The sequence below is a fragment of the Pseudomonas sp. BJa5 genome (assembly GCF_030272875.2).
GTDB lineage: Bacteria > Pseudomonadota > Gammaproteobacteria > Pseudomonadales > Pseudomonadaceae > Aquipseudomonas.
The window spans coordinates 1-24,591 of the sequence record NZ_JALRNG020000048.1; the positions used below are offsets into that span (position 1 = coordinate 1).

Consider the following 24,591-nt stretch of genomic DNA (forward strand, 5'->3'; position numbering starts at 1 on the left):
CGTTTCACGGCCGATCGCAGCCTGGCGGCAGCTCCCACAGATACCCGGCAATCGCCTACCGACCGTGGGAGCTGGCGGAGCCTGCGATGGGGATCACACCGGCCTCATCGCCGGCTCCCACAACGGGTTGTGTTAAGTTTTGGAATAAACAAATGAAAAAATATGATTTATGGGTATATGTATCGAGCTGTTAAGGTCTCTCCATTCCAGCGAGAAATCCACCTCGCGGCCCTCTGGATCAAGATCAAGGAAGCGCTCCAATGCTGGTTGTTTCTCTCGGTGGCAGTCCCAGTCTACGTTCACGCTCCGGCGTGTTGCTCGAGCGCAGCCGCCAGTGGCTGCAAGGCCAGGGCGTGGAGGTGGTGACCTTCCAGGTCCGCGACTTTCCCGCCGAAGACCTGCTGCACGCACGTTTCGACAGCCCGAAAATCCAGCACTTCCTGCAACTGGTGGAACTGGCCGACGGCTTGATCGTGGCAACGCCGGTATACAAGGCGTCCTTCGCCGGTGCCCTGAAAACCCTGCTCGACCTCCTGCCCGAACGCGCCCTGAGCCACAAGGTGGTATTGCCTGTCGCCACCGGTGGCAGCATCGCCCACATGCTGGCGGTGGACTACGCGCTCAAGCCGGTGCTGTCGGCGCTCAAGGCCCAGGAAATCCTCCAGGGCATCTTCGCCGACGACAGCCAGATCGCCTACGGCGAAGGCAGCGCTGCCGCCCAGCTGGCGCCGGCCCTGGAGCAACGCCTGAACGAATCGCTGGAGCTGTTCCACGGTGCCCTGGCACGCCGGCCGAAGCCGGTCGCCCCAGGAGTGTTGAATGAACGTCTGCTCAGTGCTCGCTGGAGCATCTGAGGCCCAACCTGAAGTAACCCCCACCTTACTCGCCCGCCAACGGGCAAGCAGGTGCAGCCTGAACCCCAAAGCAAAAGGAGAGCGCTATGCGCACTGTCATTTTGCGTCGTGGTCTGGTCGCTCTGTTTGCTGCGGCTGTGTCCTTCGGCGCCATTACTCAAGCCCAGGCCGAGAGCCTGCGTATCGGTTACCAGAAGTACGGCACCCTGGTGCTGCTCAAGGCCAAGGGCTCGCTGGAAAAGCGCCTGGCGGAGCAGGGCGTGCAGGTGCAATGGACGGAGTTCCCCGGCGGCCCGCAGCTGCTTGAAGGCCTGAACGTCGGCTCCATCGACTTCGGCGTGACCGGCGAGACGCCGCCGGTATTCGCCCAGGCCGCCGGTGCCGACCTGTTGTACGTGGCCTATGAGCCGCCAGCGCCGCACAGCGAGGCGATCCTGGTGCCCAAGGGCTCGCCGATCCAGTCGGTGAAGGAGCTCAAGGGCAAGAAGGTCGCGCTGAACAAGGGCTCCAACGTCCACTACCTGCTGGTCCGCGCCCTGGAAGACGCCGGCCTCAAGTACAGCGACATCCAGCCCGTATTCCTGCCGCCTGCCGATGCCCGCGCCGCGTTCGAGCGCGGCAGTGTCGACGCCTGGGTTATCTGGGACCCCTATCAGGCCGCCGCCGAACAACAGCTGCAGGCCCGCACCCTGCGCGATGGCAAAGGCATCGTCGACAACCATCAGTTCTACCTGGCGACCAAACCCTACGCCCAGAAGCACCCCGAGGTGATCAACACCCTGGTCGAGGAAGTGCGCGCCGTGGGCGAGTGGTCCAAGGCCAACCCGCAGGAGGTCACCGACCAGGTGGCGCCGCTGCTGGGCCTGCCGGCCGACATCACCCTGACCTCGGTCAAGCGCCAGGGCTACGGCGCCCACTTCCTCACCCCGGAGGTGGTCGATGCCCAGCAGAAAATCGCCGACACCTTCCACACGCTCAAGCTGATTCCCAAGCCGCTGAGTATCAAGGATGTGATCTGGACTCCCCCGGCCAAGGTCGCCAGCGCGCCTTGACGATTCGCCCGTGCCGGGGCGCCGCCCCGGCTTGCGTTCCCTTCAGGAGACAACTCCAATGAGCCTCAACGTATTCTGGTTTCTTCCCACCCATGGCGACGGCCACTACCTGGGCACTGCCGAAGGCGCCCGCGCCGTGGATCATGGCTACCTGCAGCAGATTGCCCAGGCTGCCGACCGCCTGGGCTTTGGCGGGGTGCTGATCCCGACCGGTCGCTCCTGCGAAGACTCCTGGCTGGTTGCCGCATCGCTGATACCGGTGACCCAGCGTCTGAAGTTCCTGGTCGCCTTGCGCCCCGGCATCATTTCGCCAACCGTGGCGGCGCGTCAGGCCGCGACCCTGGACCGGCTGTCCGGCGGGCGTGCGCTGTTCAACCTGGTGACCGGTGGCGATCCGGAAGAGCTGTCCGGCGATGGCCTGTTCCTCAGTCACGAAGAGCGCTACCAGGCCTCGGTGGAATTCACCCGCATCTGGCGTCGGGTGCTGGAAGGCGAAACCGTCGATTACGATGGCCAGCATATCCAGGTCAAAGGCGCCAAGCTGCTCTATCCGCCGATCCAGCAGCCGCGTCCACCGCTGTATTTCGGCGGCTCCTCGGAAGCGGCCCAGGACCTTGCCGCCGAGCAGGTCGAGTTGTACCTGACCTGGGGCGAGCCGCCAGAGGCGGTGGCCGAGAAGATCGAGCAAGTGCGGGCCAAGGCCGCCAAACAAGGTCGCAGCGTGCGCTTCGGTATCCGCCTGCACGTGATCGTGCGCGAAACCAACGCCGAGGCCTGGCAGGCCGCCGAACGGCTGATCTCGCACCTGGACGACGACACCATCGCCCGCGCCCAGGCCTCGCTGGCGCGCTTCGATTCGGTGGGCCAGCAACGCATGGCCGCGCTGCACGGCGGCAGTCGCGACAACCTGGAAGTCAGCCCCAACCTGTGGGCCGGTGTCGGCCTGGTGCGCGGTGGCGCCGGTACCGCGCTGGTCGGCGATGGGCCGACCGTGGCGGCGCGGGTCAAGGAGTACGCGGCGCTGGGCATCGATACCTTTATCTTCTCCGGTTATCCACACCTGGAGGAGTCGTACCGGGTTGCCGAACTGCTGTTCCCGCACCTGGATGTGGAGCGTCCGCAGTTGCCGAAAAGCGGTGGTTACGTGAGCCCCTTCGGCGAGATGGTGGCCAACGACATCCTGCCCAAATCCACGGCGCAGCGCTGAGGGCCGGGTCATGAGTCGAACATCCACTCCCTGGCCGCAGCGCCTGGCGCCCTGGGCGCTGCCGCTGCTGCTGCTGGCAGTCTGGCAACTGGCGGTCAGCGCTGGCTGGCTGTCGACGCGCATCCTGCCGGCCCCCAGCGCGGTGTTCAGCGCCGGTGTCGAACTGGTGCGCAGCGGCGAAATCTGGACCCACCTGGCCATCAGTGGCTGGCGTGCCGCGCTCGGCTTCCTGATCGGCGGCTCGATCGGCCTGGCACTGGGTTTCATCACCGGCCTGTCGACCTGGGGCGAACGCCTGCTCGACAGCTCGGTGCAGATGATCCGCAACGTGCCGCACCTGGCGCTGATCCCGTTGGTGATCCTGTGGTTCGGTATCGATGAGTCGGCGAAAATTTTCCTGGTCGCCCTGGGCACCTTGTTCCCGATCTACCTGAATACCTACCACGGCATTCGCAACGTCGATCCGGCGCTGGTGGAAATGGCGCGCAGCTATGGCCTTTCGGGCTTTGCCCTGTTCCGCCAGGTGATCCTGCCCGGCGCCTTGCCGTCGATCGTGGTCGGGGTGCGCTTCGCCCTGGGGTTCATGTGGCTGACCCTGATCGTCGCCGAAACCATTTCCGCCAACGCCGGCATCGGCTACCTGGCCATGAACGCCCGGGAGTTCCTGCAGACCGACGTGGTGGTGTTGGCCATCGTCCTCTACGCCGTGCTCGGCAAGCTCGCCGACCTGGCGGCGCGGGGCCTGGAGCGGGTCTGGCTGCGCTGGCACCCGGCTTATCAACCTGTTCGGGGAGAGGGCGCATGACCATCCTCAAGGAAGCACCGGCACGGCTGCTGCGCGGCATTCCGCTGGCGGCGCAGAACCTGAAGAAAACCTTCGGCCAGCGCCAGGTATTGCGCGACATCGACCTGCACATCCCGGCCGGGCAGTTCGTTGCCATTGTCGGCCGTAGTGGCTGTGGCAAGAGCACCCTGCTGCGCCTGCTCGCCGGTCTCGACCAGCCCACCGGCGGCGAGCTGCTGGCAGGCTCGGCGCCGCTCGGCGAGGCGCGCGAAGACACCCGCCTGATGTTCCAGGAGGCGCGTTTGCTGCCCTGGAAGAAGGTGATCGATAACGTCGGCCTGGGCCTGTCAGGCAACTGGCGGGAGCAGGCATTGCAAGCCCTGGAAGCGGTCGGCCTGGCCGAGCGTGCCCATGAATGGCCGGCGGCCTTGTCCGGTGGCCAGAAGCAGCGTGTGGCCCTGGCCCGCGCCTTGATCCACCAGCCGCGCCTGTTGCTGCTCGACGAGCCGCTGGGGGCGCTGGATGCGCTGACCCGTATCGAGATGCAGCAACTGATCGAACGGCTCTGGCGCCAGCATGGCTTCACCGTGTTGCTGGTCACCCACGATGTCAGCGAAGCGGTGGCGGTCGCCGACCGGGTGATCCTCATCGAAGACGGCGAAGTGGGCCTGGACCTCAGCATCGACCTGCCTCGTCCCCGTGTACGTGGTTCCCATCGCCTGGCCGCGCTGGAAACCGAAGTCCTCAACCGTGTTCTCTCGGTACCGGGCACGCCGCCCGGGCCGGAACCCGTAGCACCGTTGCCTACGCAATTGCGTTGGGCTCATTGACCAAAAAAGGAAGCAAGCAGATGACCATCAAAGCGATCAACGTGCGTAACCAGTTCAAGGGCACCGTGAAGGAAATCCTCGAAGGCCCGGTGCTGTCGGAAATCGATGTGCAGACCGCCTCGGGTATCGTCACCTCGGTGATTACCACCCGCTCGGTACGCGAGCTGGAGCTGACCATTGGCAGTGAAGTGATTGCCTTTGTGAAGTCCACCGAAGTGTCGATTGCCAAGCTTTGAATGGCGGCGATCTTATCGCGGGGCAAGCCCGCTCCTACAGGTGTGGGAGCGGCGGTGCGACGACTCGACTTGCCCCGCGATTGCGTGGTCAGCGTTTAGGCAAGAAGGGTGGCAAGTACAACCCCAGGTACGCATCGAACACCCGCATCCCTTCCTCGGCCATGCGCGGGGTGATCTGCCCGTGCAGCTGCACCGAGCGGGCATATACACGGTCACCCAGCTCCATGGCCAGGGCGAACACATCCACATCCTGCGGCAATACCGGCAGCTGAAAATGCTGGGTGAACACCTTGTGCATCAGGTCGCCCAGTTCGATGTCGTGCTGGCGGTCGGCCTGGGTCACTTCGCTCAGGCCATGCTGGGCGAGGATCAACTGGCGGGCCGCGGCATCCTGGTTGTAGATGCTCAGCATGCGTTGCTCGACCAGGCGCGACAGGTCGTGCCAGGTGTTCAGTTGCGCGGTCTCGATCGGCGCCTGCAGGCAGGCGCGAAACGCACAGTGTACATCCGCAGTCAGGGCTTCAAGCAGGGCCGGCACGCTGGCGAAGAAGTGGTAGACCGACGACGGTGGAATCTGCGCCCGCTCGGCCACGCTGTAGATCGAAAGACCCGCCACACCTTCATCGGCCAGCAGCGCCCGCGCCGCGGCGAGGATCGAATCGATCCTGGCCTGGCTGCTGGCGCGGGGCTTGCGGGCGCTCTGGACGCGGCTCATCAGTTACTGATCGCCAGGATGCTGGCCTGGTAGGCGCTGACGAACAGGTCGAAGTCGGCCTTGTTCTCTTCACGCTCAAGCGTGGCCTGGGCCTCCAGGGATTCGCGCGCCGCGGTTTCGAAACGCTGTTGCTCGTCCGCCGGCAACGCCTGGCTGCGGAAGAACTCGGCATGGGCCTGGCTCTGGCGCAGGGCGAAGCGGCTGAAGCTCTCTTTGCGCTCGGTCATGCTTTTCAGCACCTGGGCCGATGGCGTCAGGTCCGGGTCTTTGACCTTGGCCTTCTGCAGCTGCAGGGCCTGGGCGTGCTCGTCACCGCCCAGGCTGCGGTCGAGCAGCTCGGCCAGCGGCGCGATACGTTCGAGCAGCTCATCGGCCCACTGCTTGAGCACCACCGGCTTGCCATCGCGTTGCAGGTGCAGACCTGGGCGACGACCTTCCTTGACCACCTTGAGGAAGTTGCCGGTGCAGTTGCCGCACTCGTCGAATTTCAGCAGCGGGCTTTCTTCCAGGGCGCAGAACAGCAGGAAGGCGTCGAGGAAACGGGCTTCGGGCAGCTCGATGCCGGTCGGCAGGAACGGGTTGATGTCCAGGCAGCGCACTTCGACGTACTGGATGCCGCGGGCCATCAGCGCCTGGATCGGCCGCTCGCCGGAGTAGGTCACGCGTTTGGGGCGGATGTTGGAGTAGTACTCGTTCTCGATCTGCAGGATGTTGGTGTTGAGCTGCACCCACTCGCCATCCTTGTGCGTACCGACCTCGACATAGGGCGCGTAGGGCGTGGCCACGGCCTTGCGCAGGCTGTCGGTGTAGCTGGTGAGATCGTTGTAGCAGGGCGTCAGGCCCGCCTGGGCGTTGCTCTGGTAGCCCAGGTCGCTCATGCGCAGGCTGGTGGCGTAGGGCAGGTACAGGGTGTCGGCGTCGAACTGTTCGAGCTGGTGCGGGCGGCCGCGCAGGAAACCGGCGTCCAGCGCAGGCGAGGCGCCGAACAGGTACATCAGCAGCCAGCTGTAGCGGCGGAAGTTGCGGATCAGGGCGATGTAGGCCGCCGACTGGTAGTCGCGGTCGTCCAGCGGGCTGCCTTCGGCGGCACGCAGCAGCGGCCAGAGTTTTTCCGGCAGCGAGAAGTTGTAGTGAATCCCGGCGATGCACTGCATGGTGCGGCCGTAACGCAGGGCCAGGCCCTTGCGGTAGACGTACTTGAGCTGACCGATGTTGGAGGTGCCGTACCAGGCGATCGGAATGTCTTCCTCGGCCGGCAGCGGGCAGGGCATCGACGGGCTCCACAGGTACTCGTTGCCCAACTGGGTGTAGGCGAAGCGGTGGATGTTCTCCAGGCTTTCGAGGGTCTGCGCCGGGTCGGTCAGGGCCGGAGTGATGAACTCCAGCAGCGACTCCGAGTAGTCCGTGGTGATCTGCTCGTGGGTCAGCGCCGAACCCAGGGCTTCGGGGTGCGGGGTCTGGGCCAGGCGACCATCCTCGGTCACACGCAGGCATTCGCGCTCGATGCCGTGCAGGCACTGCTTGAGCAGGGAGAGGTTGTCGCCCTGGCCGAGCAGGCTCAGGCGGCGGTTGAGAAGTTCGCTCAAGATGGATTCCTTCACGCGTCAGTCGCCCCAATATGGGGGTAGCGTTGACGGTCTACAAGGGTGGACAGAGGAACTGGCGTTGTCGCCTGGTATCGGCGGGCTTTCGGCAGTGCCTGCGCTCTGCCGAAAGTATCGCAATTTGGCTGTTTGCGGCTAGAGGACAGCGAAGGTTCCCTGGGCTTTTGCCACCAACTTGTCGCCCTGGAGCACATCGGCGTCGACCACCAGGGTGCGGCGTCCGGCATGCAGCACCCGGGCGATGCACAGCACTTCGCCTTCACCGACGGCGCGCAGGTAGTTGATCTTGCACTCCAGGGTGACGCTCTGCTGGTCGAAACCATGGGCACTGGAGCAGGCCAGGCCCATGGCGGTGTCCACCAGGCTGAAGATCGCGCCGCCGTGTAGCTTGCCGCCCCGGTTGCGCAGGTGCGGCTGCATGTCCAGGGTCATTTCTGCAACGCCCGCCTCCAGGCGCTGCAGGCGGCAACCGAGCAGTTGGCTGAAGGCGCTGAGGACAACCTCTTGCGGAGCCTCCATCACTTCTTCTTCAACTGCTTGGCGTTGGCGAACAGCGCCGCCATGGCGTTGTTGGACGGCGCCGGGGTTTCCTTGGCGCGGGCCGGTGCGCTTTGCTGGCGTGGCGCCGAGCCCGGGCGGCTGCCACGGGCGCCATCGATCTTCTCGCCCGGGGTGTCGCTCATGCGCATCGACAGGCCGACGCGTTTGCGCGGGATGTCGACTTCCATGACCTTGACCTTGACCACGTCGCCGGCCTTGACCGCTTCACGCGGGTCCTTGATGAATTTCTCCGACAGCGCCGAGATATGCACCAGGCCATCCTGGTGCACGCCGATGTCGACGAAAGCACCGAAGTTGGTGACGTTGGTGACCACGCCTTCGAGGATCATCCCCAGCTGCAGGTCCTTGAGGTCTTCGACGCCTTCCTGGAACTCGGCGGTCTTGAACTCCGGACGCGGGTCGCGGCCGGGTTTGTCCAGTTCCTGGAGGATGTCGGTGACGGTCGGCAGGCCGAAGGTTTCGTCGGTGAATTTCTTCGGGTCCAGGCGCTTGAGGAAACCGCTGTCGCCGATCAGCGAACGGATGTCGCGCTCGGTTTCGGCGGCGATGCGCTGCACCAGCGGGTAGGCCTCAGGGTGCACTGCCGAGGCGTCCAGCGGGTTGTCGCCGTTCATGACGCGCAGGAAGCCGGCGGCCTGTTCGAAGGTTTTCTCGCCCAGGCGGCTGACTTTCTTCAGCGCCGCACGGGTCTTGAACGCACCGTTGGCGTCACGGTGGGCCACGATGTTCTGCGCCAGGGTGCTGTTGAGGCCGGAGATACGCGCCAGCAGGGCCACCGAGGCGGTGTTGACGTCGACGCCGACGGCGTTCACGCAGTCCTCGACCACAGCATCCAGGCCGCGCGCCAGCTTGAGCTGGGAGACGTCGTGCTGGTACTGGCCGACACCGATGGATTTCGGGTCGATCTTCACCAGCTCGGCCAGCGGATCCTGCAGGCGGCGGGCGATGGACACGGCGCCACGGATCGACACGTCCAGGTCCGGGAATTCCCTGGCGGCCAGTTCGGAGGCCGAGTACACCGAAGCGCCGGCCTCGGAGACCATGATCTTGGTCATTTTCAGAGCCGGGTATTTCTTGATCAGCTCGGCGGCCAGCTTGTCGGTCTCGCGGCTGGCGGTGCCGTTGCCGATGGCGATCAGTTCGACCGAGTGCTTGGCGCACAGCGCAGCCAGCACGGCGATGGTCTGGTCCCACTGGTTTTTCGGCACGTGCGGGTAGACCGTGGCGGTGTCGAGCAGCTTGCCGGTGGCATCCACCACCGCCACCTTGCAGCCGGTGCGCAGGCCCGGGTCCAGGCCCAGGGTGGCGCGCGGGCCGGCCGGTGCGGCCAGCAGCAGGTCGTGCAGGTTGTGGGCGAAGACGTTGATCGCCTCGCCTTCGGCGTTGTCGCGCAGCTCACCGAACAAGTCGGTTTCCAGGTGGCTGTAGAGCTTGACCTTCCAGGTCCAGCGCACCACTTCGGCCAGCCACTTGTCGGCCGGGCGATTGCGGTTCTGCAGGCCGAAACGTTCGGCAATCATCAGCTCGCATGGGTGCAGGGTGCCCGGCAGTTCTTCGCCGACCTTCAGGGTTGCGGCCAGGACACCTTCGTTGCGGCCGCGGAAAATGGCCAGGGCGCGGTGCGACGGCACGCTCTTGAGCAGTTCGTCGTGTTCGAAATAGTCGCGGAACTTGGCGCCTTCCTCTTCCTTGCCGGCCACCAGGCGGGCGCTGAGCACCGCTTCCTGTTTGAGGAAGCTGCGCAGCTTGTCGAGCAGGCTGGCGTCTTCGGCGAAACGCTCCATGAGGATGTACTTGGCGCCTTCGAGGGCGGCCTTGACGTCGGCGACGCCTTTGTCGGCATCGACGAAGCGGGCGGCTTCGGCTTCAGGGCTCAGTTGCGGGTCGTTCATCAGGCCGTCGGCCAGCTCGCCAAGGCCCGCTTCCAGGGCGATCTGGCCCTTGGTGCGACGCTTTTGCTTGTACGGCAGGTACAGGTCTTCGAGGCGGGTCTTGGTATCGGCCAGCTTGATCTCGCGGGCCAGTTCCGGGGTCAGCTTGCCTTGCTCTTCGATGCTGGCCAGGATGCTGACGCGGCGCTCGTCCAGTTCGCGCAGGTAGCGCAGGCGCTCTTCCAGGTGACGCAGTTGGGTGTCGTCCAGGCTGCCGGTCACTTCTTTGCGGTAACGGGCGATAAAAGGCACGGTCGAGCCTTCATCAAGCAGGGCCACGGCCGCTTCGACCTGTTGCGGGCGGACGCCGAGTTCCTCGGCGATGCGGCTGTTGATGCTGTCCATAAAACCACCTGACAAATTGTGATTGCAAAAGGCCGCGGGCGGGCGCCGGAGGGCGCTTCGGGGCAATGCGGCGCTGGCTGAAAGCGGCGCATTATACCCAGCCAACCGGGGTTGCGGTGATGGCAGCGCGCCAGCTTGCAGCCAGGCAGAACTGGCACATGGGGAAAAATCTGCTAACAATGCACACGGCACGGTCAATGGCGGCTAAGCCATAATGCGTGCCGAGATTAGAGGAGCTATCCATGAGCAGCACTGCACAAACCACTGAAGGCGAAAAAATTCTCATCGTCGACGACGACCCGGGCCTGAGCAGCCTGCTGGAACGTTTCTTCACCAGCAAGGGCTACCGCGCCCGCTCCGTGCCCAACGTCGAGCAGATGGACCGCCTGCTGGCCCGTGAAGTATTCAATCTGGTGGTCCTCGACCTGATGTTGCCGGGCGAAGACGGCCTGTCTGCCTGCCGCCGCCTGCGCGCGGCGAACAACCAGGTACCGATCATCATGCTCACCGCCAAGGGCGACGAGCTGAGCCGGATCAAGGGTCTGGAGCTGGGCGCCGACGATTACCTGGCCAAACCCTTCAACCCCGACGAACTGGTCGCCCGGGTCAAGGCGGTCCTGCGCCGCCAGGCACCGGCGGTACCGGGCGCTCCGGGCAGCGAAGACGAGACCGTCACCTTCGGCGACTACGAGCTGTCGCTGGCCACCCGCGAACTCAAGCGCGGCGACGAAGTGCACATGCTCACCACCGGTGAGTTCGCCGTGCTCAAGGCCCTGGTCATGCATGCTCGCGAGCCGCTGACCCGCGACAAGCTGATGAACCTGGCCCGTGGCCGCGAATGGGATGCGCTGGAGCGTTCCATCGACGTACAGATTTCCCGTCTGCGCCGCATGATCGAACCGGACCCGTCCAAGCCGCGCTATATCCAGACGGTCTGGGGCGTCGGTTACGTCTTCGTGCCGGATGGCAATACCAGCAAGTGATGTTTCGTTTGTAGGCGCCGGTCACTGCGAACAGGGTGGTCCTCAGGGTTACCCTGTTTTTGCATGTGTGGCGACCTGCAAAGCCTGCGAGCCCTCTCGTCCCCGTTATCTGTGTAGCCGTTGTCGATGAAAACGCCCCTGTGGTTCCCGCAAAGCTTCTTCGCCCGCACCCTCTGGCTGGTGCTGATCGTCGTGCTGTTTTCCAAGGCGCTGACCCTGGTCTACCTGCTGATGAACGAGGATGTGCTGGTCGATCGGCAGTACAGCCACGGCGTGGCCCTGACCCTGCGCGCCTACTGGGCGGCGGACGAGTCCGACCGGGACAAGATCGCCGAGGCCGCCGGCCTGATCCGGGTGGTGGGCTCCGGTGTGCCCGAGGGCGAACAGCACTGGCCCTACAGCGAGATCTACCAGCGGCAGATGCAGGCCGAGTTGGGTGCCGACACCGAGGTGCGCCTGCGTATCCACGCGCCACCGGCCCTGTGGGTGCGGGCACCGAGCCTGGGGGCGGGCTGGCTGAAGGTGCCGCTGTACCCGCATCCGCTGCGCGGCCAGAAGATCTGGAGCGTGCTGGGCTGGTTCCTGGCCATTGGCTTGCTGTCCACCGCATCGGCCTGGATTTTCGTGCGCCAGCTCAACCAGCCGCTCAAGCGCCTGGTGTTCGCCGCCCGGCAGCTGGGGCAGGGGCGAAGCGTGCGGCTGCCGATCAGCGATACGCCAAGCGAGATGACCGAGGTTTACCGGGCCTTCAACCAGATGGCCGAAGACGTCGAGCAGGCCGGGCGTGAGCGCGAGCTGATGCTGGCCGGGGTTTCCCATGACCTGCGCACGCCGTTGACCCGCTTGCGCCTGTCGCTGTCGCTCATGCCCAACGACAACGACCTGACCGACGACATGGTCCGTGACATCGAGGACATGGACGCCATCCTCGACCAGTTCCTCGCCTTCATCCGCGATGGCCGTGACGAGCCGGTGGAGCAGGTCGACCTCAGTGACCTGGTCCGGGAAGTGGTGGCGCCGTTCAACCAGCCTGAAGAACGGGTGCGCCTGTGCCTTGAGCCGATTCCGCCGTTCCCCTTGCGCCGGGTGTCGCTCAAGCGCCTGCTCAACAACCTGATCGGCAATGCCCTGTATCACGCCGGCAAGGGCGTCGAGGTGGCGGCCTACGTGTCGGGCGACACCAGTGCGCCCTACGTGGTGCTCAGTGTGCTGGACCGGGGGGCGGGCATCGACCCGAACGAGCTGGAGGGCATCTTCAACCCGTTCATTCGTGGCGATCGTGCGCGCAGCGGCAAGGGCACCGGGCTGGGGCTGGCGATCGTCAAGCGTATCGCCGCCCAGCATGGCGGTAATGTCGAATTACGCAACCGCTCCGGCGGCGGGCTGGAAGCCCGGGTGCGCCTGCCGCTGGGGCTGCTGTTGCCGCGCGACGCGGTCTAGCCCTTGCCCTTGGTGCGGGTCAGGTTTGGCCCGCCGTTCTTCTCCAGGTGTTCGATGATCATCCCGGCAACGTCCTTGCCGGTGGTGGTCTCGATCCCCTCAAGGCCGGGCGAGGAGTTCACCTCCATCACCAGCGGGCCGTGATTGGAGCGCAGGATATCCACCCCGGCCACGCTCAGGCCCATGACCTTGGCGGCACGGATGGCGGTCATGCGCTCTTCCGGGGTGACCTTGATCAGGCTGGCCACTCCGCCGCGATGCAGGTTGGAGCGAAACTCACCGGGCTTGGCCTGGCGCTTCATCGAGGCAATGACCTTGTCGCCCACCACGAAGCAGCGGATATCGGCGCCGCCGGCTTCCTTGATGTACTCCTGGACCATGATGTTCTGCTTCAGGCCCATGAACGCCTCGATCACCGATTCGGCGGCCTTGGTGGTTTCGCACAGGACCACGCCGATACCCTGGGTGCCTTCGAGCACCTTGATCACCAGCGGAGCGCCGTTGACCATCTGGATCAGGTCGGGGATGTCATCCGGCGAGTGGGCGAAGCCCGTCACCGGCAAGCCGATGCCCCGTCGCGACAGCAGCTGCAGCGAACGCAGCTTGTCACGGGAGCGAGCGATGGCGACCGACTCGTTGAGCGGGAACACGCCCATCATCTCGAACTGGCGCAGCACCGCGCAGCCGTAGAAGGTCACCGAGGCACCGATGCGCGGTATCACCGCGTCGAAGCCTTCGAGCGGCTTGCCGCGGTAGTGGATCTGCGGCTTGTGGCTGGCGATGTTCATGTAGGCGCGCAGGGTATCGATCACAACCATCTCATGGCCTCGTGCGGTACCGGCCTCAACCAGGCGACGAGTGGAATACAGACGCGGGTTACGCGACAGCACGGCGATCTTCATGCAACACCTGTGGATGGAGAAATAGTGGCCGGGAATGCCGGCTTGTCCTGAACGTACTTGAGCCCCGGGTTGACCACCAACTGGCCATGCACCAGGGCCTTGGAGCCCAACAACAGGCGATAACGCATGGCCTTGCGGCAGGCCAGGGTGAACTCCACCTCCCAGACCCGGTCTCCCAGCGCCAGGGGCGTGCGGATCACGTAGCGGGTCTGGGCCTGGCCGTTGGAGCTCTTGATGGTTTTCATGGTCACCAGCGGCGCTTCGCAGCGGCGGTGACGCAACTGCACCACCGAACCCAGGTGGGCATTGAAGCGTACCCAGGGCGCGCCATCACGTTCGAAGGTCTCGACTTCGGTGGCGTGCAGGCTCGAGGTGCTGGCACCGGTGTCGATCTTGGCGCGCAGGCCCGCCACCCCGAGGTCGGGCAAGGCCACCCACTCGCGCAGGCCGATCACAGTCAAATGGTCAAATGTCTTCAAATTGCTCAACCAGCGTAGAAAGTCGCAAAGCCGGAACCGGCATGCACGACAGGTCGGTGAACTGTAAGCACGCCGCAGGTTTTTTGCATCCGCCAGATACGGTAGTACAGTTCCGTTAACGAAATTAAGCGGGGAAATGTCATGGCACAAAAGCCGGAAGAGGACGACAAGGTCCGCCTGGACAAATGGCTGTGGGCAGCGCGCTTCTACAAGACCCGGGCGCTGGCCAAGGCGGCCATCGAAAGTGGCAAGGTGCACTGTCGCGGTGAACGCTGCAAACCGGGCAAGGAGCCGCGGGTGGGCGACGAATTCGTCTTGCGCACAGGCTTCGATGAGCGCACGGTGGTGGTCCGCGCCCTGTCGGTGGTGCGTCGCGGCGCGCCCGAGGCGCAGACGCTGTATGAGGAAACCGCCGAGAGCATCGAGCGGCGCGAGAAGGCCGCGGCCCTGCGCAAGGCCGGCGCACTGGGCGTGACGACCGATGGTCGGCCAACCAAGAAACAACGCCGGCAGCTCCACCAGCTTCACGACAGCGCCGGTTAACGGGCGCGGGGCGCGCTGATAAACTAGGCGCCATTAACTCATTTACGCGAATACCCGACCCCATGTCTGAATTACCGGATACCGATTACACCCAACGCTTCCTCTTCGACGACCGCGATGTGCGCGGTGAAATGGTCGGGCTGGAGCGCAGCTACGCCGAAGTGCTGGCCAAGCATCCCTACCCGCAGCCGGTCGCGCAGTTGCTCGGCGAGCTGATGGCGGCTGCCGCACTGCTGGTCGGCACCCTGAAGTTCGATGGCCTGCTGATTCTGCAGGCGCAGTCGAGCGGGCCGGTGCCCCTGTTGGCTATCGAGTGCACCAGCCAGCATGAGATCCGCGGCCTGGCACGCTATGAAGCCGAGCAGATCAAGGACGATGCAACCCTCGCCGACCTGATGCCCGGCGGACACCTGGTGCTGACCATCATTCCGGTCAACGGCCAGCGCTACCAGGGCACGGTGGAACTGGACGGCAAGGACCTGTCGGAGTGCTTCACCAACTACTTCGTCATGTCGCAGCAGGTGAACACCTGCATCTCGCTGGCCGCCGACGGTATCCGCGCCCGTGGCCTGCTGGTGCAGCAGTTGCCTGCCGACCGCCAGAAGGACATCGAGGATCGTGAGGAAAGCTGGAACCACGTGAAGGCCCTGGCCAACACCGTGAAAGCCGAAGAACTGCTCGGTCTGGACAACGAGACCGTATTGCACCGCCTGTACCACGAAGACGCCGTGCGCCTGTTCGATATCCAGCCGCTGCACTTCCGCTGCAGTTGCTCGCGGGAGCGCTCCGGCAATGCGCTGGTCAGCCTGGGTGAGCATGACGCGTTGGCGCTTGCCGATGAAAATGGCGGCAAGATCACAGTCGATTGCCAGTTCTGCAACCAGCACTATGAGTTCGATACGGCCGATATCAAGCAATTGTTCGCCGGTGGCGGTGCCGACGCGCCCTCAGAAACTCGCCACTAAAACGTTTCATCACAGGAAAATCTCCTGTCTAACGGCGGAAATTCGCCGTTCTGACAGGAGGGCTCTACTTTTTTTGGGCGTTTCTGGCATAATCCGGCCACTTTTTTCGCTGTAGTAGTTTTAAAAGCTCTACTACAAAACGTTTGGAGCACTCGGCCCAAGGCCGGATGGGGAATCTCATGACGCAAGCCAACAACACCGTCTACACCGACCTGAGCGTCGATGAGCTGGTAAAAGAAGCGCTGAACCGCGGTGAGGGCGAGCTGGCCGATACTGGCGCGCTGGTCGTGAAAACCGGTCACCGTACCGGTCGTTCGCCGGTTGACCGTTTCATCGTCGAAGAGCCGTCCACTCAGGACGCCATCGCCTGGGGCCCGATCAACCGCAAGTTCCCGGCCGACAAGTTCGATGCCCTGTGGGACCGCGTCGAAGCGTTCAACAACGCTCAAGAGCATTTCGTCTCCTACGTTCACGTAGGTGCTGCCGCCGAGCACTACCTGCCGGTGAAGATGACCACCCAGACTGCCTGGCAGAACCTGTTCGGTCGTTGCCTGTTCATCAATCCGGAGCAGGGCCAGTACAACCCGGCCAACCGTGGTGAGTGGCAGATTCTCAACGTCGCCAACTTCGAGTGCGTGCCAGAGCGTGACGGCACCAACTCCGATGGCTGCGTGATCCTCAACTTCGCCCAGAAGAAAGTCCTGATCGCTGGCATGCGCTACGCCGGCGAGATGAAGAAAGCCATGTTCTCGGTGCAGAACTTCCTGCTGCCGGCCGCTGACGTGCTGCCGATGCACTGTGCGGCCAACATTGGCGAAGAAGGCGATGTAACCCTGTTCTTCGGTCTGTCGGGCACCGGCAAGACCACCCTGTCGGCCGACGAGAGCCGTTACCTGATCGGTGACGACGAGCACGGTTGGGGCGAAGGCGTTGTCTTCAACATGGAAGGCGGCTGCTACGCCAAGTGCATCGACCTGTCCGAGAAGAACGAGCCGGTCATCTGGAAAGCCATCAAGCACGGCGCGGTCCTGGAAAACGTCATCATCGACGACGCCAAGCACGCCGACTACACCGATGTCAGCCTGACCCAGAACAGCCGTGCCGCCTACCCGCTGGAGCACGTTGCCAAGCGCGCCGAAGCCAACCTGGGTGGCGAGCCGAACGCGGTCATCTTCCTGACCTGCGACCTGACCGGCGTGCTGCCGCCAGTGTCGATCCTGAACAACGAGCAGGCGGCCTACCACTTCCTGTCCGGCTACACCGCGCTGGTCGGTTCCACCGAAATGGGTTCGGGCGGCGGCATCAAGTCGACCTTCTCCACCTGCTTCGGCGCGCCGTTCTTCCCGCGTCCGGCTGGCGAATACGCTGAGCTGCTGATCAAGCGCATCAACGGCTTCGGCTCCAAGGTCTACCTGGTCAACACCGGCTGGACCGGTGGTGGCTATGGCGTCGGCAAGCGCTTCAGCATCCCGACCACCCGTGCCGTGATCGCTGCGATCCAGAGCGGCGCACTGGTCGGTGCCGAGACCGAGCACCTGGACATCATCAACCTGGACGTGCCAAAAGCCGTTCCTGGCGTTGAAGCCGAGCTGCTCAACCCACGCACCAACTGGGCTGACAAAGCGGCCTACGATGAAGCAGCCAAGGGCCTGGCCAAGCTGTTCATCGAGAACTTCAAGAAGTTCGAAGTCTCCGACGCCATCAAGGCTGCTGGTCCACAGCTGTAAGCTGAAGCCTGCGTGAGACGAAAAAGCCGCCCCCTGGGGCGGCTTTTTGCATTCTGTGGCGATTGATTCGTCAGGGCCACTGCTGGCGGGCGTGGAGGATGCGGATGAACTCAACCGTGTCCTGGGTGATGCGGTACACCATCACGTAGTTGGAATGTACCACGATTTCACGGGTGCCCGGATACCTTCCCTGCTTATGTTGTAGCGGGTGCGCCAGCGCATGTTCCGCTTTGCTCTCGAATGTTTCGTCCAGTGCTACGGCAGCATCCGGGTTGTCGGCGGCGATGTAGGTCATGATCTGCTCACGATCCTCCAGAGCCATGACACGCCATACAAGATGCCTCAATGTGGTCTGGATTTGAGTGCGGCACGACGAGCCGCGAAATGCCGCCGCGCTTCTTCATGATCGATTACGGGGCTAGGGTCCTGCAGACTGGCTTCGACCTGTGCGGCAAACCAGTTCTCGTAGGCTGCAGCTTCATGTGCCTGCCTGAGTGCAGCGGCCCTGTCAGGTCGCTGGTAGGTCTTCACCGTCAAGGGATCATAGTCCGTGGTATCCACCTCGAAATGATCGATGCCCAGGCCTTGCAGGTAGGCCACCAGGGTTTCGAACTTCTTGAACAGCCGGACACCGCCACTGCGCTGTGCAGTCAGGATGTGCTCCTGGTCATTGACACAGACCTGCACGGCCCAGCCGCCGGGCTGGCCAACGATATGCGTTGCATGCACACGTCCAGACTCAGCCATTTTGCTGAGGTTGGCATGATCAAGGTTCTGGGTGGCCACTGGCGCGCGTCTCTGTTTCAAGGGTCGATCCATGCTATGCAATCTACAATTGATTGCAACTATAGGACTTCCGACATGTTTGTGGGAAGCTTCCACACCCAGTGTCCAAACCCACAGGCCCACCATGTCCGAAACACCTCAACGCCAGGACTATCCCCACCGGCAACCCATCCTCACCCGCTGGCAAGATGCCGACGCCAATGGCCATATCGCCGGTGCCACGGTGTATGCCTACTTCGACACGACCATCCAGACCTTTTTGCAACAGCAAGCCGGGCTCGATCCCCAGGAAGGCGAGGTGCTGGGTTTTGTGGTCAGTTCGGCAGCGGACTTCTTCGCCTTGCCGGCATTCCCCGAGACCCTGGAAGTCGGGTTGCGGGTGGCGCGCCTGGCGGGCAGTACGGTGGAGTATCAGCTGGGGCTGTTTCAGGCGGGAGAGGCGCAGCCGTGTGCGGCTGGCAAGGTGGTGCAGGTGTTCGTCGAACGGGCCTCCGGGAGGCCCGTGACGCTGCCAGAAGCGCTGCAGGCGGCATTGCTGCGCCTGCAGGGCTGAGTCGCGGTCAGCCGGTCGGCTGAACCCTGGCGCACTCAGTCGTCGTGGCGCCAGTGACGCTTGTGCTTGCGATGGCCATAGTGGTGGCCACGGTCGTGGTAGTAACGACGGTCGTCGTAGCCACGACGGTAGCGGCGGTGGTCATCGTAGTCGTCTTCATCGGCCTTCTTGCCCATGTAGTTACCCAGGGCGCCACCGGCGCCGCCGCCTGCGGCCGCACCCATGTAGCCGCCCGTGGTGCCGCCTACGCTGCGGCCAATGGCGTTACCGCCCGCTGCACCCAGGGCGCCGCCGATAGCGGCTTCACCACGCTGGTGCTTGTTGGCACCGACCGCACTGCCGGCTGCGCCGCCCAGGCCAGCGCCGATCGTCGAGCCAGTGCTGCCGCCGATGGAATTACCGACCACTGAGCCCAGTACCCCACCCAATGCGCCGCCAATACCGGCTTCGGTGGTGCCACCTGCCGAGGCAACGCCACTGAGCAGGCCAAGAGACAACAACAGAATCGAGGAGTACTTCATCAAGAGAGCCTCAAAGGGATGACGAGGCGATCCTGAGGCTGGCAAGGGGGGCTGGCAATGGAAATCCGACGAGTAACACGACTTGCACACAATTCTCTAAGTTACTGTTTTTTCGGTGAAACTTTCCCGATTTTTCGCGGTCTGAGCTTACTTGAGACAAGGCCCCGGCATCGCTGCCAGGGCCTTTTTTTGTGGGTGTCGGACAGCGGATTCTGTCAGAGGATACGGGCGTTGTCGCTGGCGGCTTCGAGTTTGATCGCGACGAACTTCGAGGTCGGCGTGTGGCTGCCGTCGCCGACGCTCTCCAGCGGCACCAGCGGATTCACTTCCGGGTAGTACGCCGCGGCCTGGCCGGCCGGGATATCGAACGCGAGCAGAGTGAAGCCCTTGACCCGGCGTTCGCGGCCATCGCTCCACAGCGAGACGATATCGGCCTTCTGCCCCGGATGGAAGCCCAGGCGGATGATGTCGGCCTCATTGGCGAACAGCACGTTGCGCTGGCCCTTGACCCCGCGATAACGGTCGTCGAGCCCGTAGATGGTGGTGTTGTACTGGTCGTGGGAGCGCATCGACTGCATGATCAGGTCCGGCACCTGGCCGCTGGCCCGCACACGTTCGTGCAACAGGTCGTCGGGCAGGCCGTTGGCCTTGAAGTTGGCCCGGCCGCTGGCGGTCTTCCACTGGCGCTGCCCGGCGCTGCTGCCCAGGTAGAAACCGCCGGGGTGTTGCAGGCGCTGGTTGAAATTGTCGAAACCTGGAATGGTCTCGCTGATCAGGTCGCGGATGCGTCCGTAGTCCGCCACCAGCCAGTTCCAGTCCACGGGGCTGGCGCCGAGGGTGGCGGCGGCGATACCGGCGATCACCGCCGGCTCCGAGCGCATCTGCCGCGACAGTGGCTGCAACTGGCCGTTCGAGGCATGCACCATGCTGAACGAATCTTCCACCGTGACCGCCTGCGGGCCTTCGCCTTGCAGGTCGATGTCGGTGCGCCCCAGGCACGGCAGGATCAGCGCCTGCTTGCCGTGAATCAGGTGGCTGCGGTTGAGCTTGGTGCTGATCTGCACGGTCAGCTCACAGCTGCGCAGGGCCTGGGCGGTGCGTTCGGTGTCGGGGGTTGCCTGGGCGAAGTTACCGCCAAGGCCGATGAACACCCTGGCCTGGCCGGCCAGCATGGCGCCGATGGCTTCCACGGTGTTGTGGCCATTGTGGCGGGGCACCTTGAAACCGAAGCGACGTTCCAGCGAATCGAGCAGGGCCACCGGCGGGCGTTCGTTGATGCCCATGGTCCGGTCGCCCTGGACGTTGCTATGGCCGCGCACCGGGCACAGGCCGGCGCCCGGTACGCCGAGGTTGCCGCGCAGCAGCATGAGGTTGGCGATTTCCTGGATGGTCGCCACTGAATGGCGGTGCTGGGTAATGCCCATGGCCCAGCACATGATCACCTTCTTCGCCTTGCAGTACATCCGTGCGGCTTGTTCGATCTGTGAAAGCGGCAGGCCGGACTGGGTCTCGATCTGCTCCCAGGGCGTGTTGTCGACCGCCGCCAGGTAATCCTGCACGCCGTGGGTGTGCTGGTTGAGGAAGTCGTGGTCGAACACCGCCGGGGCGTTGCTGGCCTGGGCTTCGCGTTCCCATTGCAGGAGGAACTTGGCCATGCCGCGCAACACCGCCATGTCGCCACCCAGGGCCGGGCGGAAGTACGCGGTGTTGGTCGGGCGGTCACCGTTGGTCAGCATCTCCAGTGCATGCTGCGGGTGCTGGAAGCGTTCCAGGCCGCGTTCCTTGAGCGGGTTGATGCACACCACCTGGGCGCCACGCTTGACCGCCTCGCGCAGCGGTTCGAGCATGCGCGGGTGGTTGGTGCCGGGGTTCTGGCCCCAGACGAAAATGGCGTCGGCGTGTTCGAAATCATCGAAGGTCACTGTGCCCTTGCCGACCCCGACACTCTGCCCCAGCGCCACGCCACTGGCCTCGTGGCACATGTTCGAGCAGTCGGGGAAGTTGTTGGTGCCATAGGCGCGTACGAACAATTGGTACAGGTAGGCCGCCTCGTTGCTGGCCCGGCCCGAGGTATAGAACTCGGCCTGGTCGGGGCTTTCGAGGTTGTGCAGGTGACGGGCGATCAGGGCGAACGCGGCATCCCAGTCGATCGGGCGGTAGCGGTCGCTGCTCGGTTCGTAGACCATCGGCTCGGTCAGCCGGCCCTGGTATTCGAGCCAGTAGTCGCTCTGGGCCAGCAGCGAAGTGACGCTGTGACGGGCGAAGAACGCCGCATCCACGCGGCGCTTGGTCGCTTCCCAGTTCACCGCCTTGGCGCCGTTCTCGCAGAACTTGACCATGCCGCTTTCCGGCGAGTCGCCCCAGGCGCAGCCAGGGCAATCGAAGCCGCCGTTCTGGTTGGTCTTGAGCAGGGCGCGGATGTTCTTCAGGGCGTTGTCGCTGCCGATCCAGGCCTGGGCCACGCTGCGCAGCGCGCCCCAGCCGCCGGCGGCACCGTTGTAGGGTTTGTAGCGCGGAACGGGCTTCTGGTCGGCTTGGTGATGCAGGCTCACGATCGGTTCTCCAGCACGGGGCTGAACACCCGTGGCGCACTGTGTTTGGGCAGATGGATCAGGTTGAGGTTGTGCCGACGCGCCCATTGCAGGGCAAGGCCGGTAGGCGACGAGAGGCTGACCAGGGTCTGGATGCCGGCGCGCAGGACTTTCTGGATCAGCTCCAGGCTGCAGCGGCTGGTGACGATCGCCAGGCCGCCGTCGAGGCTGATGCGCTGACGCAGCAGGGCACCGATCAGCTTGTCCAGGGCGTTGTGCCGGCCGATGTCTTCACGGCCCAGCAGCAGTTCGCCCTCATTGTTCATGAACAGCGCCGCATGCACCGCACCGCAGTGCTGGCCCAGGGGCTGGAAGGCGTCGATGCGCTGGCGCAGGCCGTCGAGCCAGTGTGCTGGCGGCAGCGGTGCGCCCGGCAATACGTTCAATTCCGGCAGCGCCTGCTCCAGGGCTTCGACACCGCACAGGCCGCAGCCGCTGGTGCCGGCCAGTTGCCGGCGCTGGTTCTTCAGGTTCCAGAAGGCGCGGCTGGCGATCTCCACTTCGGCGCTGATGGCCGAGCCACGGCTGCTAAGCTTGAGGTCATAGATCTCGTCCGGCGAGGCAATCACGCCGCTGCCGAGGCTGAAGCCGACGATGAAGTCTTCAAGGTCGGTGGGGCTTACCAGCATCACCGCCTGGTTGATGCCGTTGTAGGCAATGGCCAGGGCGACTTCCTCGGCCAGCGCGGTGCTGGTCTGGCTGTCGTCGGTCAGGTGGCAATAGTCATAGCGGTTGCTGGCCGCGGGCGCAGTCAGGGGGGCGGACGCCGCGCAGGCCGAAGGTTTTGTGCTCATCAGAGATACCGGCGGCTGGTCTGGTTTAAGCCTAGGCTTGCGCTCGGGTATCGTCTAATCGCTAATGCTGATGCCTTGATAGACCGCGTCGATCAGGCTTCGTCTTGCAGCGCCTGGAATTCTGCCAGGCAGGCTTCGGCCAGGGCCGAACGCGGCGCTGTGCGGCGCATGATCAGGCCCAGTGGCGCCAGGGTGCTGGCCTGTTCGATCGGTTGCAGGCGCAGGCCTTCGGTCAGCGCATCGAACCCCGCCGCCAGCGGCATGATCGCGCAGCACAGTCCGCCGCTTACCGACTGCACCAACTGATGGACGGCATCGGTCTGCAACAGCAACCGCGGTTGCAGGCCGCGGCTGTGGAAGTTGTGATCGATCGACTGGCGAAAGTGCATGCCGGCGGTCAGCAGGCCCAGCGGCAGTTCGGTCAGTGCTTGCCAGCTTAAGGGTTGCTCGTCGAAGGCAAAGTGATTTGGGTCATACAACAGGCCCATGCGCGTCTCGCCCAGGGGCAGGGCCAGGAAGCGTTCGTGGTCCAGGCGTTCGAGGTAGGACACGCCCAGGTCCAGGCGATTGCTGGTCAGCTGGTCGAGGATCTGTTCGGAGCTCAGGGCGCTGAGTTCGAAGCTCAGGTCCGGGTGCTGCTGGCGCAGGCGCCGCAGCAACGGCAGGGGATCGAAGCTCGACAGGGGCACCACGCCCAGGCGCAGGTTGCCGACCAGGTGGCCGCGGCAAGCCGCCGCTTCGGCGTGCAGGCCGTCGTAGGCGGCGATCACCGAGCGGGCCCAGGCCAGTACCCGCTCGCCCTCGGCGGTAAAGCCTTCGAAGCGCTGGCCGCGATTGACCAGGGCCAGGTCCAGCTCCTGCTCCAGGTTGCGCAGGCGCATCGACAGGGTCGGCTGGGTGACATGGCAACGGGCGGCGGCCTGGCCGAAGTGACGGGTTTCGTCCAGGGCGATGAGGAATTTGAGTTGTTTGATGTCCATCGTCGATCCATGGCACGAGGCAGGCGAAGCATTCTAACCTGTCCTAGACTCTTGGCTCCGAGTTTCACAACCAAGGAGAGCGGTATGAGCATTTTCAGCTTCATCAAAGAGGCCGGCGAAAAGATCATCGACCTGCTGACCCCGGGTAATGCCAATGCCAGCGAGCAGTTGAAAGCGCATGTGGAGAAGGTGGGCTTGGGTAATCCCAACATCCAGACAACCATCGAGGGCGACAAGGTCATCGTGAGCGGCGAAGTAGCCAGCCAGGAAGAGAAGGAGAAGATCCTCTTGGCGCTCGGCAACATTGAAGGCGTGGCTTCGGTGGAAGATAAAATTACCGTCACTGGGCCGATCGCCACCGCTGCGCGCTTTGTCGTGGTGAAGAAGGGCGACACCCTCAGCGCCATTTCCCTGACCGTGTACGGCAACGCCAACCTCTACAACAAGATCTTCGAGGCCAACAAGCCGATGCTCAAGCATCCGGACAAGATCTACCCGGGCCAGACCCTGCGCATTCCCGAGTAACCCTCAGAGCCCTTCGAGCAGCGCCCGGTAGTCCTCCACGGCGGCGAACTCCTCGGTATTTCGCGGCCCTTTGCGGCTGTCCGGCTGGCGCACCGCAAGCAGGTGCGCCACGCCGAAGGTACGGGCACTGCGCAGGATCGACAGGGTGTCGTCGATGAACAGGCTGCGCTGCGGTTCAAAGCCGATATCGGCTTTCAAGGCCGCCCAGAACTGCGGGTTCTCCTTGGGGAATCCGTAGTCGTGGGAGCTGATCAGGCGCTCGAAGTAGGGCGCAAGCTCCACTTTTTCCAGTTTCAACGACAGCGAGTCGCGGTGGGCGTTGGTGATCAGGATCACCCGCTTGCCGGCGTTCCTGATCGCCTGCAAAAAGGTATCGGCGTCCGGGCGCAGGGCGATCAGGTGGGCGATTTCCAGCTTCAGGTCGCGCACCGACAGGTTCAGCTCGCGGCTCCAGAAGTCCAGGCAATACCAGTTCAGGGAGCCAGCGTGCTGCTCGAACAGCGGCTGCATTTCCAGCTCGGCCATGGCCAGGCTGGTGCCGTGCAGCTCGGCGTAGCGCCGGGGCAGGTGTTCGAGCCAGAAATGGTTGTCGAAATGCAGGTCGAGCAGGGTACCGTCCATGTCCAACAACACGGTATCGATGGTGGACCAGGCTAAAACGGGCATATGAAAAATCTCGGGCA

Annotated in this window: 26 protein-coding genes; 13 read left to right on the forward strand and 13 right to left on the reverse strand. The window is 64.1% G+C overall.

From position 1 onward, the window contains the following. Positions 1-260: 260 nt before the first annotated feature. The 6 genes from ssuE (at position 261) to M2D63_RS22545 (ending at position 4,963) form a co-directional block, all read left to right on the forward strand. Positions 261-854 carry an NADPH-dependent FMN reductase gene (gene ssuE, locus M2D63_RS22520; protein ID WP_285865258.1) on the forward strand — a complete coding sequence of 198 codons (594 nt, stop codon included), beginning with the start codon at positions 261-263 and terminating at the stop codon, positions 852-854. An 86-nt stretch (positions 855-940) separates the two neighbouring features. After that, complete coding sequence (locus M2D63_RS22525) at positions 941-1,906, forward strand: sulfonate ABC transporter substrate-binding protein (protein WP_285865259.1); 966 nt, start codon at positions 941-943, stop codon at positions 1,904-1,906. Between the two features lie 58 nt (positions 1,907-1,964). Further along, positions 1,965-3,113: an FMNH2-dependent alkanesulfonate monooxygenase gene (ssuD, locus tag M2D63_RS22530; protein ID WP_285865260.1), complete on the forward strand. Its 1,149-nt coding sequence runs from the start codon at positions 1,965-1,967 to the stop codon at positions 3,111-3,113. 10 nt (positions 3,114-3,123) lie between these two features. Further along, positions 3,124-3,918, forward strand: coding sequence for an aliphatic sulfonate ABC transporter permease SsuC (gene ssuC, locus M2D63_RS22535; RefSeq protein ID WP_285865261.1), 795 nt, complete (start codon positions 3,124-3,126; stop codon positions 3,916-3,918). Further along, complete coding sequence (gene ssuB, locus M2D63_RS22540) at positions 3,915-4,727, forward strand: aliphatic sulfonates ABC transporter ATP-binding protein (protein ID WP_285865262.1); 813 nt, start codon at positions 3,915-3,917, stop codon at positions 4,725-4,727. Before ssuC ends, ssuB begins: the two co-directional genes overlap by 4 nt. A 20-nt stretch (positions 4,728-4,747) precedes the next feature. Continuing rightward, positions 4,748-4,963, forward strand: a complete 216-nt coding sequence (locus M2D63_RS22545) for a molybdopterin-binding protein (protein ID WP_010221227.1) — start codon at positions 4,748-4,750, stop codon at positions 4,961-4,963. 88 nt (positions 4,964-5,051) lie between these two features. On the opposite strand, the gene M2D63_RS22550 is transcribed toward M2D63_RS22545, so the two are convergent. The 4 genes from M2D63_RS22550 to M2D63_RS22565 form a co-directional block, all read right to left on the reverse strand. Next, on the reverse strand, positions 5,052-5,678 hold the full coding sequence (locus tag M2D63_RS22550) for a TetR/AcrR family transcriptional regulator (protein ID WP_285865263.1): 627 nt from the start codon (positions 5,676-5,678) through the stop codon (positions 5,052-5,054). Beyond that, positions 5,678-7,264, reverse strand: coding sequence for a glutamate--cysteine ligase (gene gshA, locus M2D63_RS22555; RefSeq protein ID WP_285865264.1), 1,587 nt, complete (start codon positions 7,262-7,264; stop codon positions 5,678-5,680). The genes M2D63_RS22550 and gshA overlap by 1 nt, the downstream gene beginning before the upstream one ends. A 153-nt stretch (positions 7,265-7,417) precedes the next feature. Continuing rightward, positions 7,418-7,801, reverse strand: coding sequence for a PaaI family thioesterase (locus M2D63_RS22560; RefSeq protein WP_285865265.1), 384 nt, complete (start codon positions 7,799-7,801; stop codon positions 7,418-7,420). Next, positions 7,801-10,119, reverse strand: coding sequence for a Tex family protein (locus M2D63_RS22565; RefSeq protein ID WP_285865266.1), 2,319 nt, complete (start codon positions 10,117-10,119; stop codon positions 7,801-7,803). The genes M2D63_RS22560 and M2D63_RS22565 overlap by 1 nt, the downstream gene beginning before the upstream one ends. A 242-nt stretch (positions 10,120-10,361) precedes the next feature. On the opposite strand from M2D63_RS22565, the gene ompR reads away from it, so the two are divergent. Beyond that, entirely contained in the window at positions 10,362-11,102 is a 741-nt protein-coding gene (gene ompR, locus M2D63_RS22570) for a two-component system response regulator OmpR (protein WP_285865267.1), read from the forward strand. A 126-nt stretch (positions 11,103-11,228) separates the two neighbouring features. Then, complete coding sequence (locus M2D63_RS22575; RefSeq protein WP_285865268.1) at positions 11,229-12,542, forward strand: ATP-binding protein; 1,314 nt, start codon at positions 11,229-11,231, stop codon at positions 12,540-12,542. Here M2D63_RS22575 and rimK read toward each other — a convergent pair. Then, positions 12,539-13,444 carry a 30S ribosomal protein S6--L-glutamate ligase gene (gene rimK / locus M2D63_RS22580; protein WP_285865269.1) on the reverse strand — a complete coding sequence of 302 codons (906 nt, stop codon included), beginning with the start codon at positions 13,442-13,444 and terminating at the stop codon, positions 12,539-12,541. The genes M2D63_RS22575 and rimK overlap by 4 nt on opposite strands. After that, entirely contained in the window at positions 13,441-13,923 is a 483-nt protein-coding gene (locus tag M2D63_RS22585) for an ATP-dependent zinc protease (RefSeq protein WP_285865270.1), read from the reverse strand. The genes rimK and M2D63_RS22585 overlap by 4 nt, the downstream gene beginning before the upstream one ends. A 141-nt stretch (positions 13,924-14,064) precedes the next feature. Between M2D63_RS22585 and M2D63_RS22590 the strand changes: the two genes are divergently transcribed. From M2D63_RS22590 to M2D63_RS22600, 3 genes are all read left to right on the forward strand, one after another. Beyond that, positions 14,065-14,466, forward strand: a complete 402-nt coding sequence (locus M2D63_RS22590) for an RNA-binding S4 domain-containing protein (protein ID WP_285865271.1) — start codon at positions 14,065-14,067, stop codon at positions 14,464-14,466. A 62-nt stretch (positions 14,467-14,528) separates the two neighbouring features. Beyond that, complete coding sequence (gene hslO, locus M2D63_RS22595) at positions 14,529-15,431, forward strand: Hsp33 family molecular chaperone HslO (RefSeq protein WP_285865272.1); 903 nt, start codon at positions 14,529-14,531, stop codon at positions 15,429-15,431. Between the two features lie 179 nt (positions 15,432-15,610). Continuing rightward, on the forward strand, positions 15,611-17,158 hold the full coding sequence (locus tag M2D63_RS22600) for a phosphoenolpyruvate carboxykinase (protein ID WP_285865273.1): 1,548 nt from the start codon (positions 15,611-15,613) through the stop codon (positions 17,156-17,158). Positions 17,159-17,228: 70 nt separating this feature from the next. On the opposite strand, the gene M2D63_RS22605 is transcribed toward M2D63_RS22600, so the two are convergent. Together M2D63_RS22605 and M2D63_RS22610 are read right to left on the reverse strand one after the other, a co-directional pair. Then, positions 17,229-17,480, reverse strand: coding sequence for a type II toxin-antitoxin system RelE/ParE family toxin (locus tag M2D63_RS22605; protein ID WP_285865275.1), 252 nt, complete (start codon positions 17,478-17,480; stop codon positions 17,229-17,231). Between the two features lie 20 nt (positions 17,481-17,500). After that, on the reverse strand, positions 17,501-17,965 hold the full coding sequence (locus tag M2D63_RS22610; RefSeq protein ID WP_285865276.1) for a hypothetical protein: 465 nt from the start codon (positions 17,963-17,965) through the stop codon (positions 17,501-17,503). 103 nt (positions 17,966-18,068) lie between these two features. On the opposite strand from M2D63_RS22610, the gene M2D63_RS22615 reads away from it, so the two are divergent. Beyond that, positions 18,069-18,497, forward strand: coding sequence for a thioesterase family protein (locus M2D63_RS22615; RefSeq protein ID WP_285865278.1), 429 nt, complete (start codon positions 18,069-18,071; stop codon positions 18,495-18,497). A gap of 35 nt (positions 18,498-18,532) precedes the next feature. Here M2D63_RS22615 and M2D63_RS22620 read toward each other — a convergent pair whose 3' ends face one another. From M2D63_RS22620 to M2D63_RS22635, 4 genes are all read right to left on the reverse strand, one after another. Continuing rightward, positions 18,533-19,021, reverse strand: a complete 489-nt coding sequence (locus M2D63_RS22620) for a glycine zipper domain-containing protein (RefSeq protein ID WP_285865279.1) — start codon at positions 19,019-19,021, stop codon at positions 18,533-18,535. A 212-nt stretch (positions 19,022-19,233) separates the two neighbouring features. Beyond that, positions 19,234-21,570, reverse strand: coding sequence for an FdhF/YdeP family oxidoreductase (locus M2D63_RS22625; RefSeq protein ID WP_285865281.1), 2,337 nt, complete (start codon positions 21,568-21,570; stop codon positions 19,234-19,236). Beyond that, positions 21,567-22,403 (reverse strand): formate dehydrogenase accessory sulfurtransferase FdhD, encoded by an 837-nt coding sequence (gene fdhD / locus M2D63_RS22630; protein WP_285865282.1) that lies wholly within the window; start codon positions 22,401-22,403, stop codon positions 21,567-21,569. The genes M2D63_RS22625 and fdhD overlap by 4 nt, the downstream gene beginning before the upstream one ends. Before the next feature lie 92 nt (positions 22,404-22,495). After that, entirely contained in the window at positions 22,496-23,383 is an 888-nt protein-coding gene (locus tag M2D63_RS22635; protein WP_285865283.1) for a LysR family transcriptional regulator, read from the reverse strand. A gap of 84 nt (positions 23,384-23,467) precedes the next feature. Between M2D63_RS22635 and lysM the strand changes: the two genes are divergently transcribed. Next, positions 23,468-23,908: a peptidoglycan-binding protein LysM gene (lysM, locus tag M2D63_RS22640; RefSeq protein WP_285865284.1), complete on the forward strand. Its 441-nt coding sequence runs from the start codon at positions 23,468-23,470 to the stop codon at positions 23,906-23,908. 3 nt (positions 23,909-23,911) lie between these two features. Here lysM and yrfG read toward each other — a convergent pair whose 3' ends face one another. Then, a complete protein-coding gene (gene yrfG / locus M2D63_RS22645) occupies positions 23,912-24,574 on the reverse strand; it encodes a GMP/IMP nucleotidase (RefSeq protein ID WP_285865285.1) in 663 nt (220 codons plus the stop codon). Positions 24,575-24,591: the final 17 nt, after the last annotated feature.

What these genes read in the sequence shown, in the direction of transcription:
- ssuE (WP_285865258.1), top strand. Translation starts at nt 261, where the DNA reads ATGCTGGTTGTTTCTCTCGGTGGCAGTCCCAGTCTACGTTCACGCTCC.
- M2D63_RS22525 (WP_285865259.1), top strand. Translation starts at nt 941, where the DNA reads ATGCGCACTGTCATTTTGCGTCGTGGTCTGGTCGCTCTGTTTGCTGCG.
- ssuD (WP_285865260.1), top strand. Translation starts at nt 1,965, where the DNA reads ATGAGCCTCAACGTATTCTGGTTTCTTCCCACCCATGGCGACGGCCAC.
- ssuC (WP_285865261.1), top strand. Translation starts at nt 3,124, where the DNA reads ATGAGTCGAACATCCACTCCCTGGCCGCAGCGCCTGGCGCCCTGGGCG.
- ssuB (WP_285865262.1), top strand. Translation starts at nt 3,915, where the DNA reads ATGACCATCCTCAAGGAAGCACCGGCACGGCTGCTGCGCGGCATTCCG.
- M2D63_RS22545 (WP_010221227.1), top strand. Translation starts at nt 4,748, where the DNA reads ATGACCATCAAAGCGATCAACGTGCGTAACCAGTTCAAGGGCACCGTG.
- M2D63_RS22550 (WP_285865263.1), bottom strand. Translation starts at nt 5,678, where the DNA reads ATGAGCCGCGTCCAGAGCGCCCGCAAGCCCCGCGCCAGCAGCCAGGCC.
- M2D63_RS22560 (WP_285865265.1), bottom strand. Translation starts at nt 7,801, where the DNA reads ATGGAGGCTCCGCAAGAGGTTGTCCTCAGCGCCTTCAGCCAACTGCTC.
- M2D63_RS22565 (WP_285865266.1), bottom strand. Translation starts at nt 10,119, where the DNA reads ATGGACAGCATCAACAGCCGCATCGCCGAGGAACTCGGCGTCCGCCCG.
- ompR (WP_285865267.1), top strand. Translation starts at nt 10,362, where the DNA reads ATGAGCAGCACTGCACAAACCACTGAAGGCGAAAAAATTCTCATCGTC.
- M2D63_RS22575 (WP_285865268.1), top strand. Translation starts at nt 11,229, where the DNA reads ATGAAAACGCCCCTGTGGTTCCCGCAAAGCTTCTTCGCCCGCACCCTC.
- rimK (WP_285865269.1), bottom strand. Translation starts at nt 13,444, where the DNA reads ATGAAGATCGCCGTGCTGTCGCGTAACCCGCGTCTGTATTCCACTCGT.
- M2D63_RS22590 (WP_285865271.1), top strand. Translation starts at nt 14,065, where the DNA reads ATGGCACAAAAGCCGGAAGAGGACGACAAGGTCCGCCTGGACAAATGG.
- hslO (WP_285865272.1), top strand. Translation starts at nt 14,529, where the DNA reads ATGTCTGAATTACCGGATACCGATTACACCCAACGCTTCCTCTTCGAC.
- M2D63_RS22600 (WP_285865273.1), top strand. Translation starts at nt 15,611, where the DNA reads ATGACGCAAGCCAACAACACCGTCTACACCGACCTGAGCGTCGATGAG.
- M2D63_RS22605 (WP_285865275.1), bottom strand. Translation starts at nt 17,480, where the DNA reads ATGGCTCTGGAGGATCGTGAGCAGATCATGACCTACATCGCCGCCGAC.
- M2D63_RS22615 (WP_285865278.1), top strand. Translation starts at nt 18,069, where the DNA reads ATGTCCGAAACACCTCAACGCCAGGACTATCCCCACCGGCAACCCATC.
- fdhD (WP_285865282.1), bottom strand. Translation starts at nt 22,403, where the DNA reads ATGAGCACAAAACCTTCGGCCTGCGCGGCGTCCGCCCCCCTGACTGCG.
- M2D63_RS22635 (WP_285865283.1), bottom strand. Translation starts at nt 23,383, where the DNA reads ATGGACATCAAACAACTCAAATTCCTCATCGCCCTGGACGAAACCCGT.
- lysM (WP_285865284.1), top strand. Translation starts at nt 23,468, where the DNA reads ATGAGCATTTTCAGCTTCATCAAAGAGGCCGGCGAAAAGATCATCGAC.
- yrfG (WP_285865285.1), bottom strand. Translation starts at nt 24,574, where the DNA reads ATGCCCGTTTTAGCCTGGTCCACCATCGATACCGTGTTGTTGGACATG.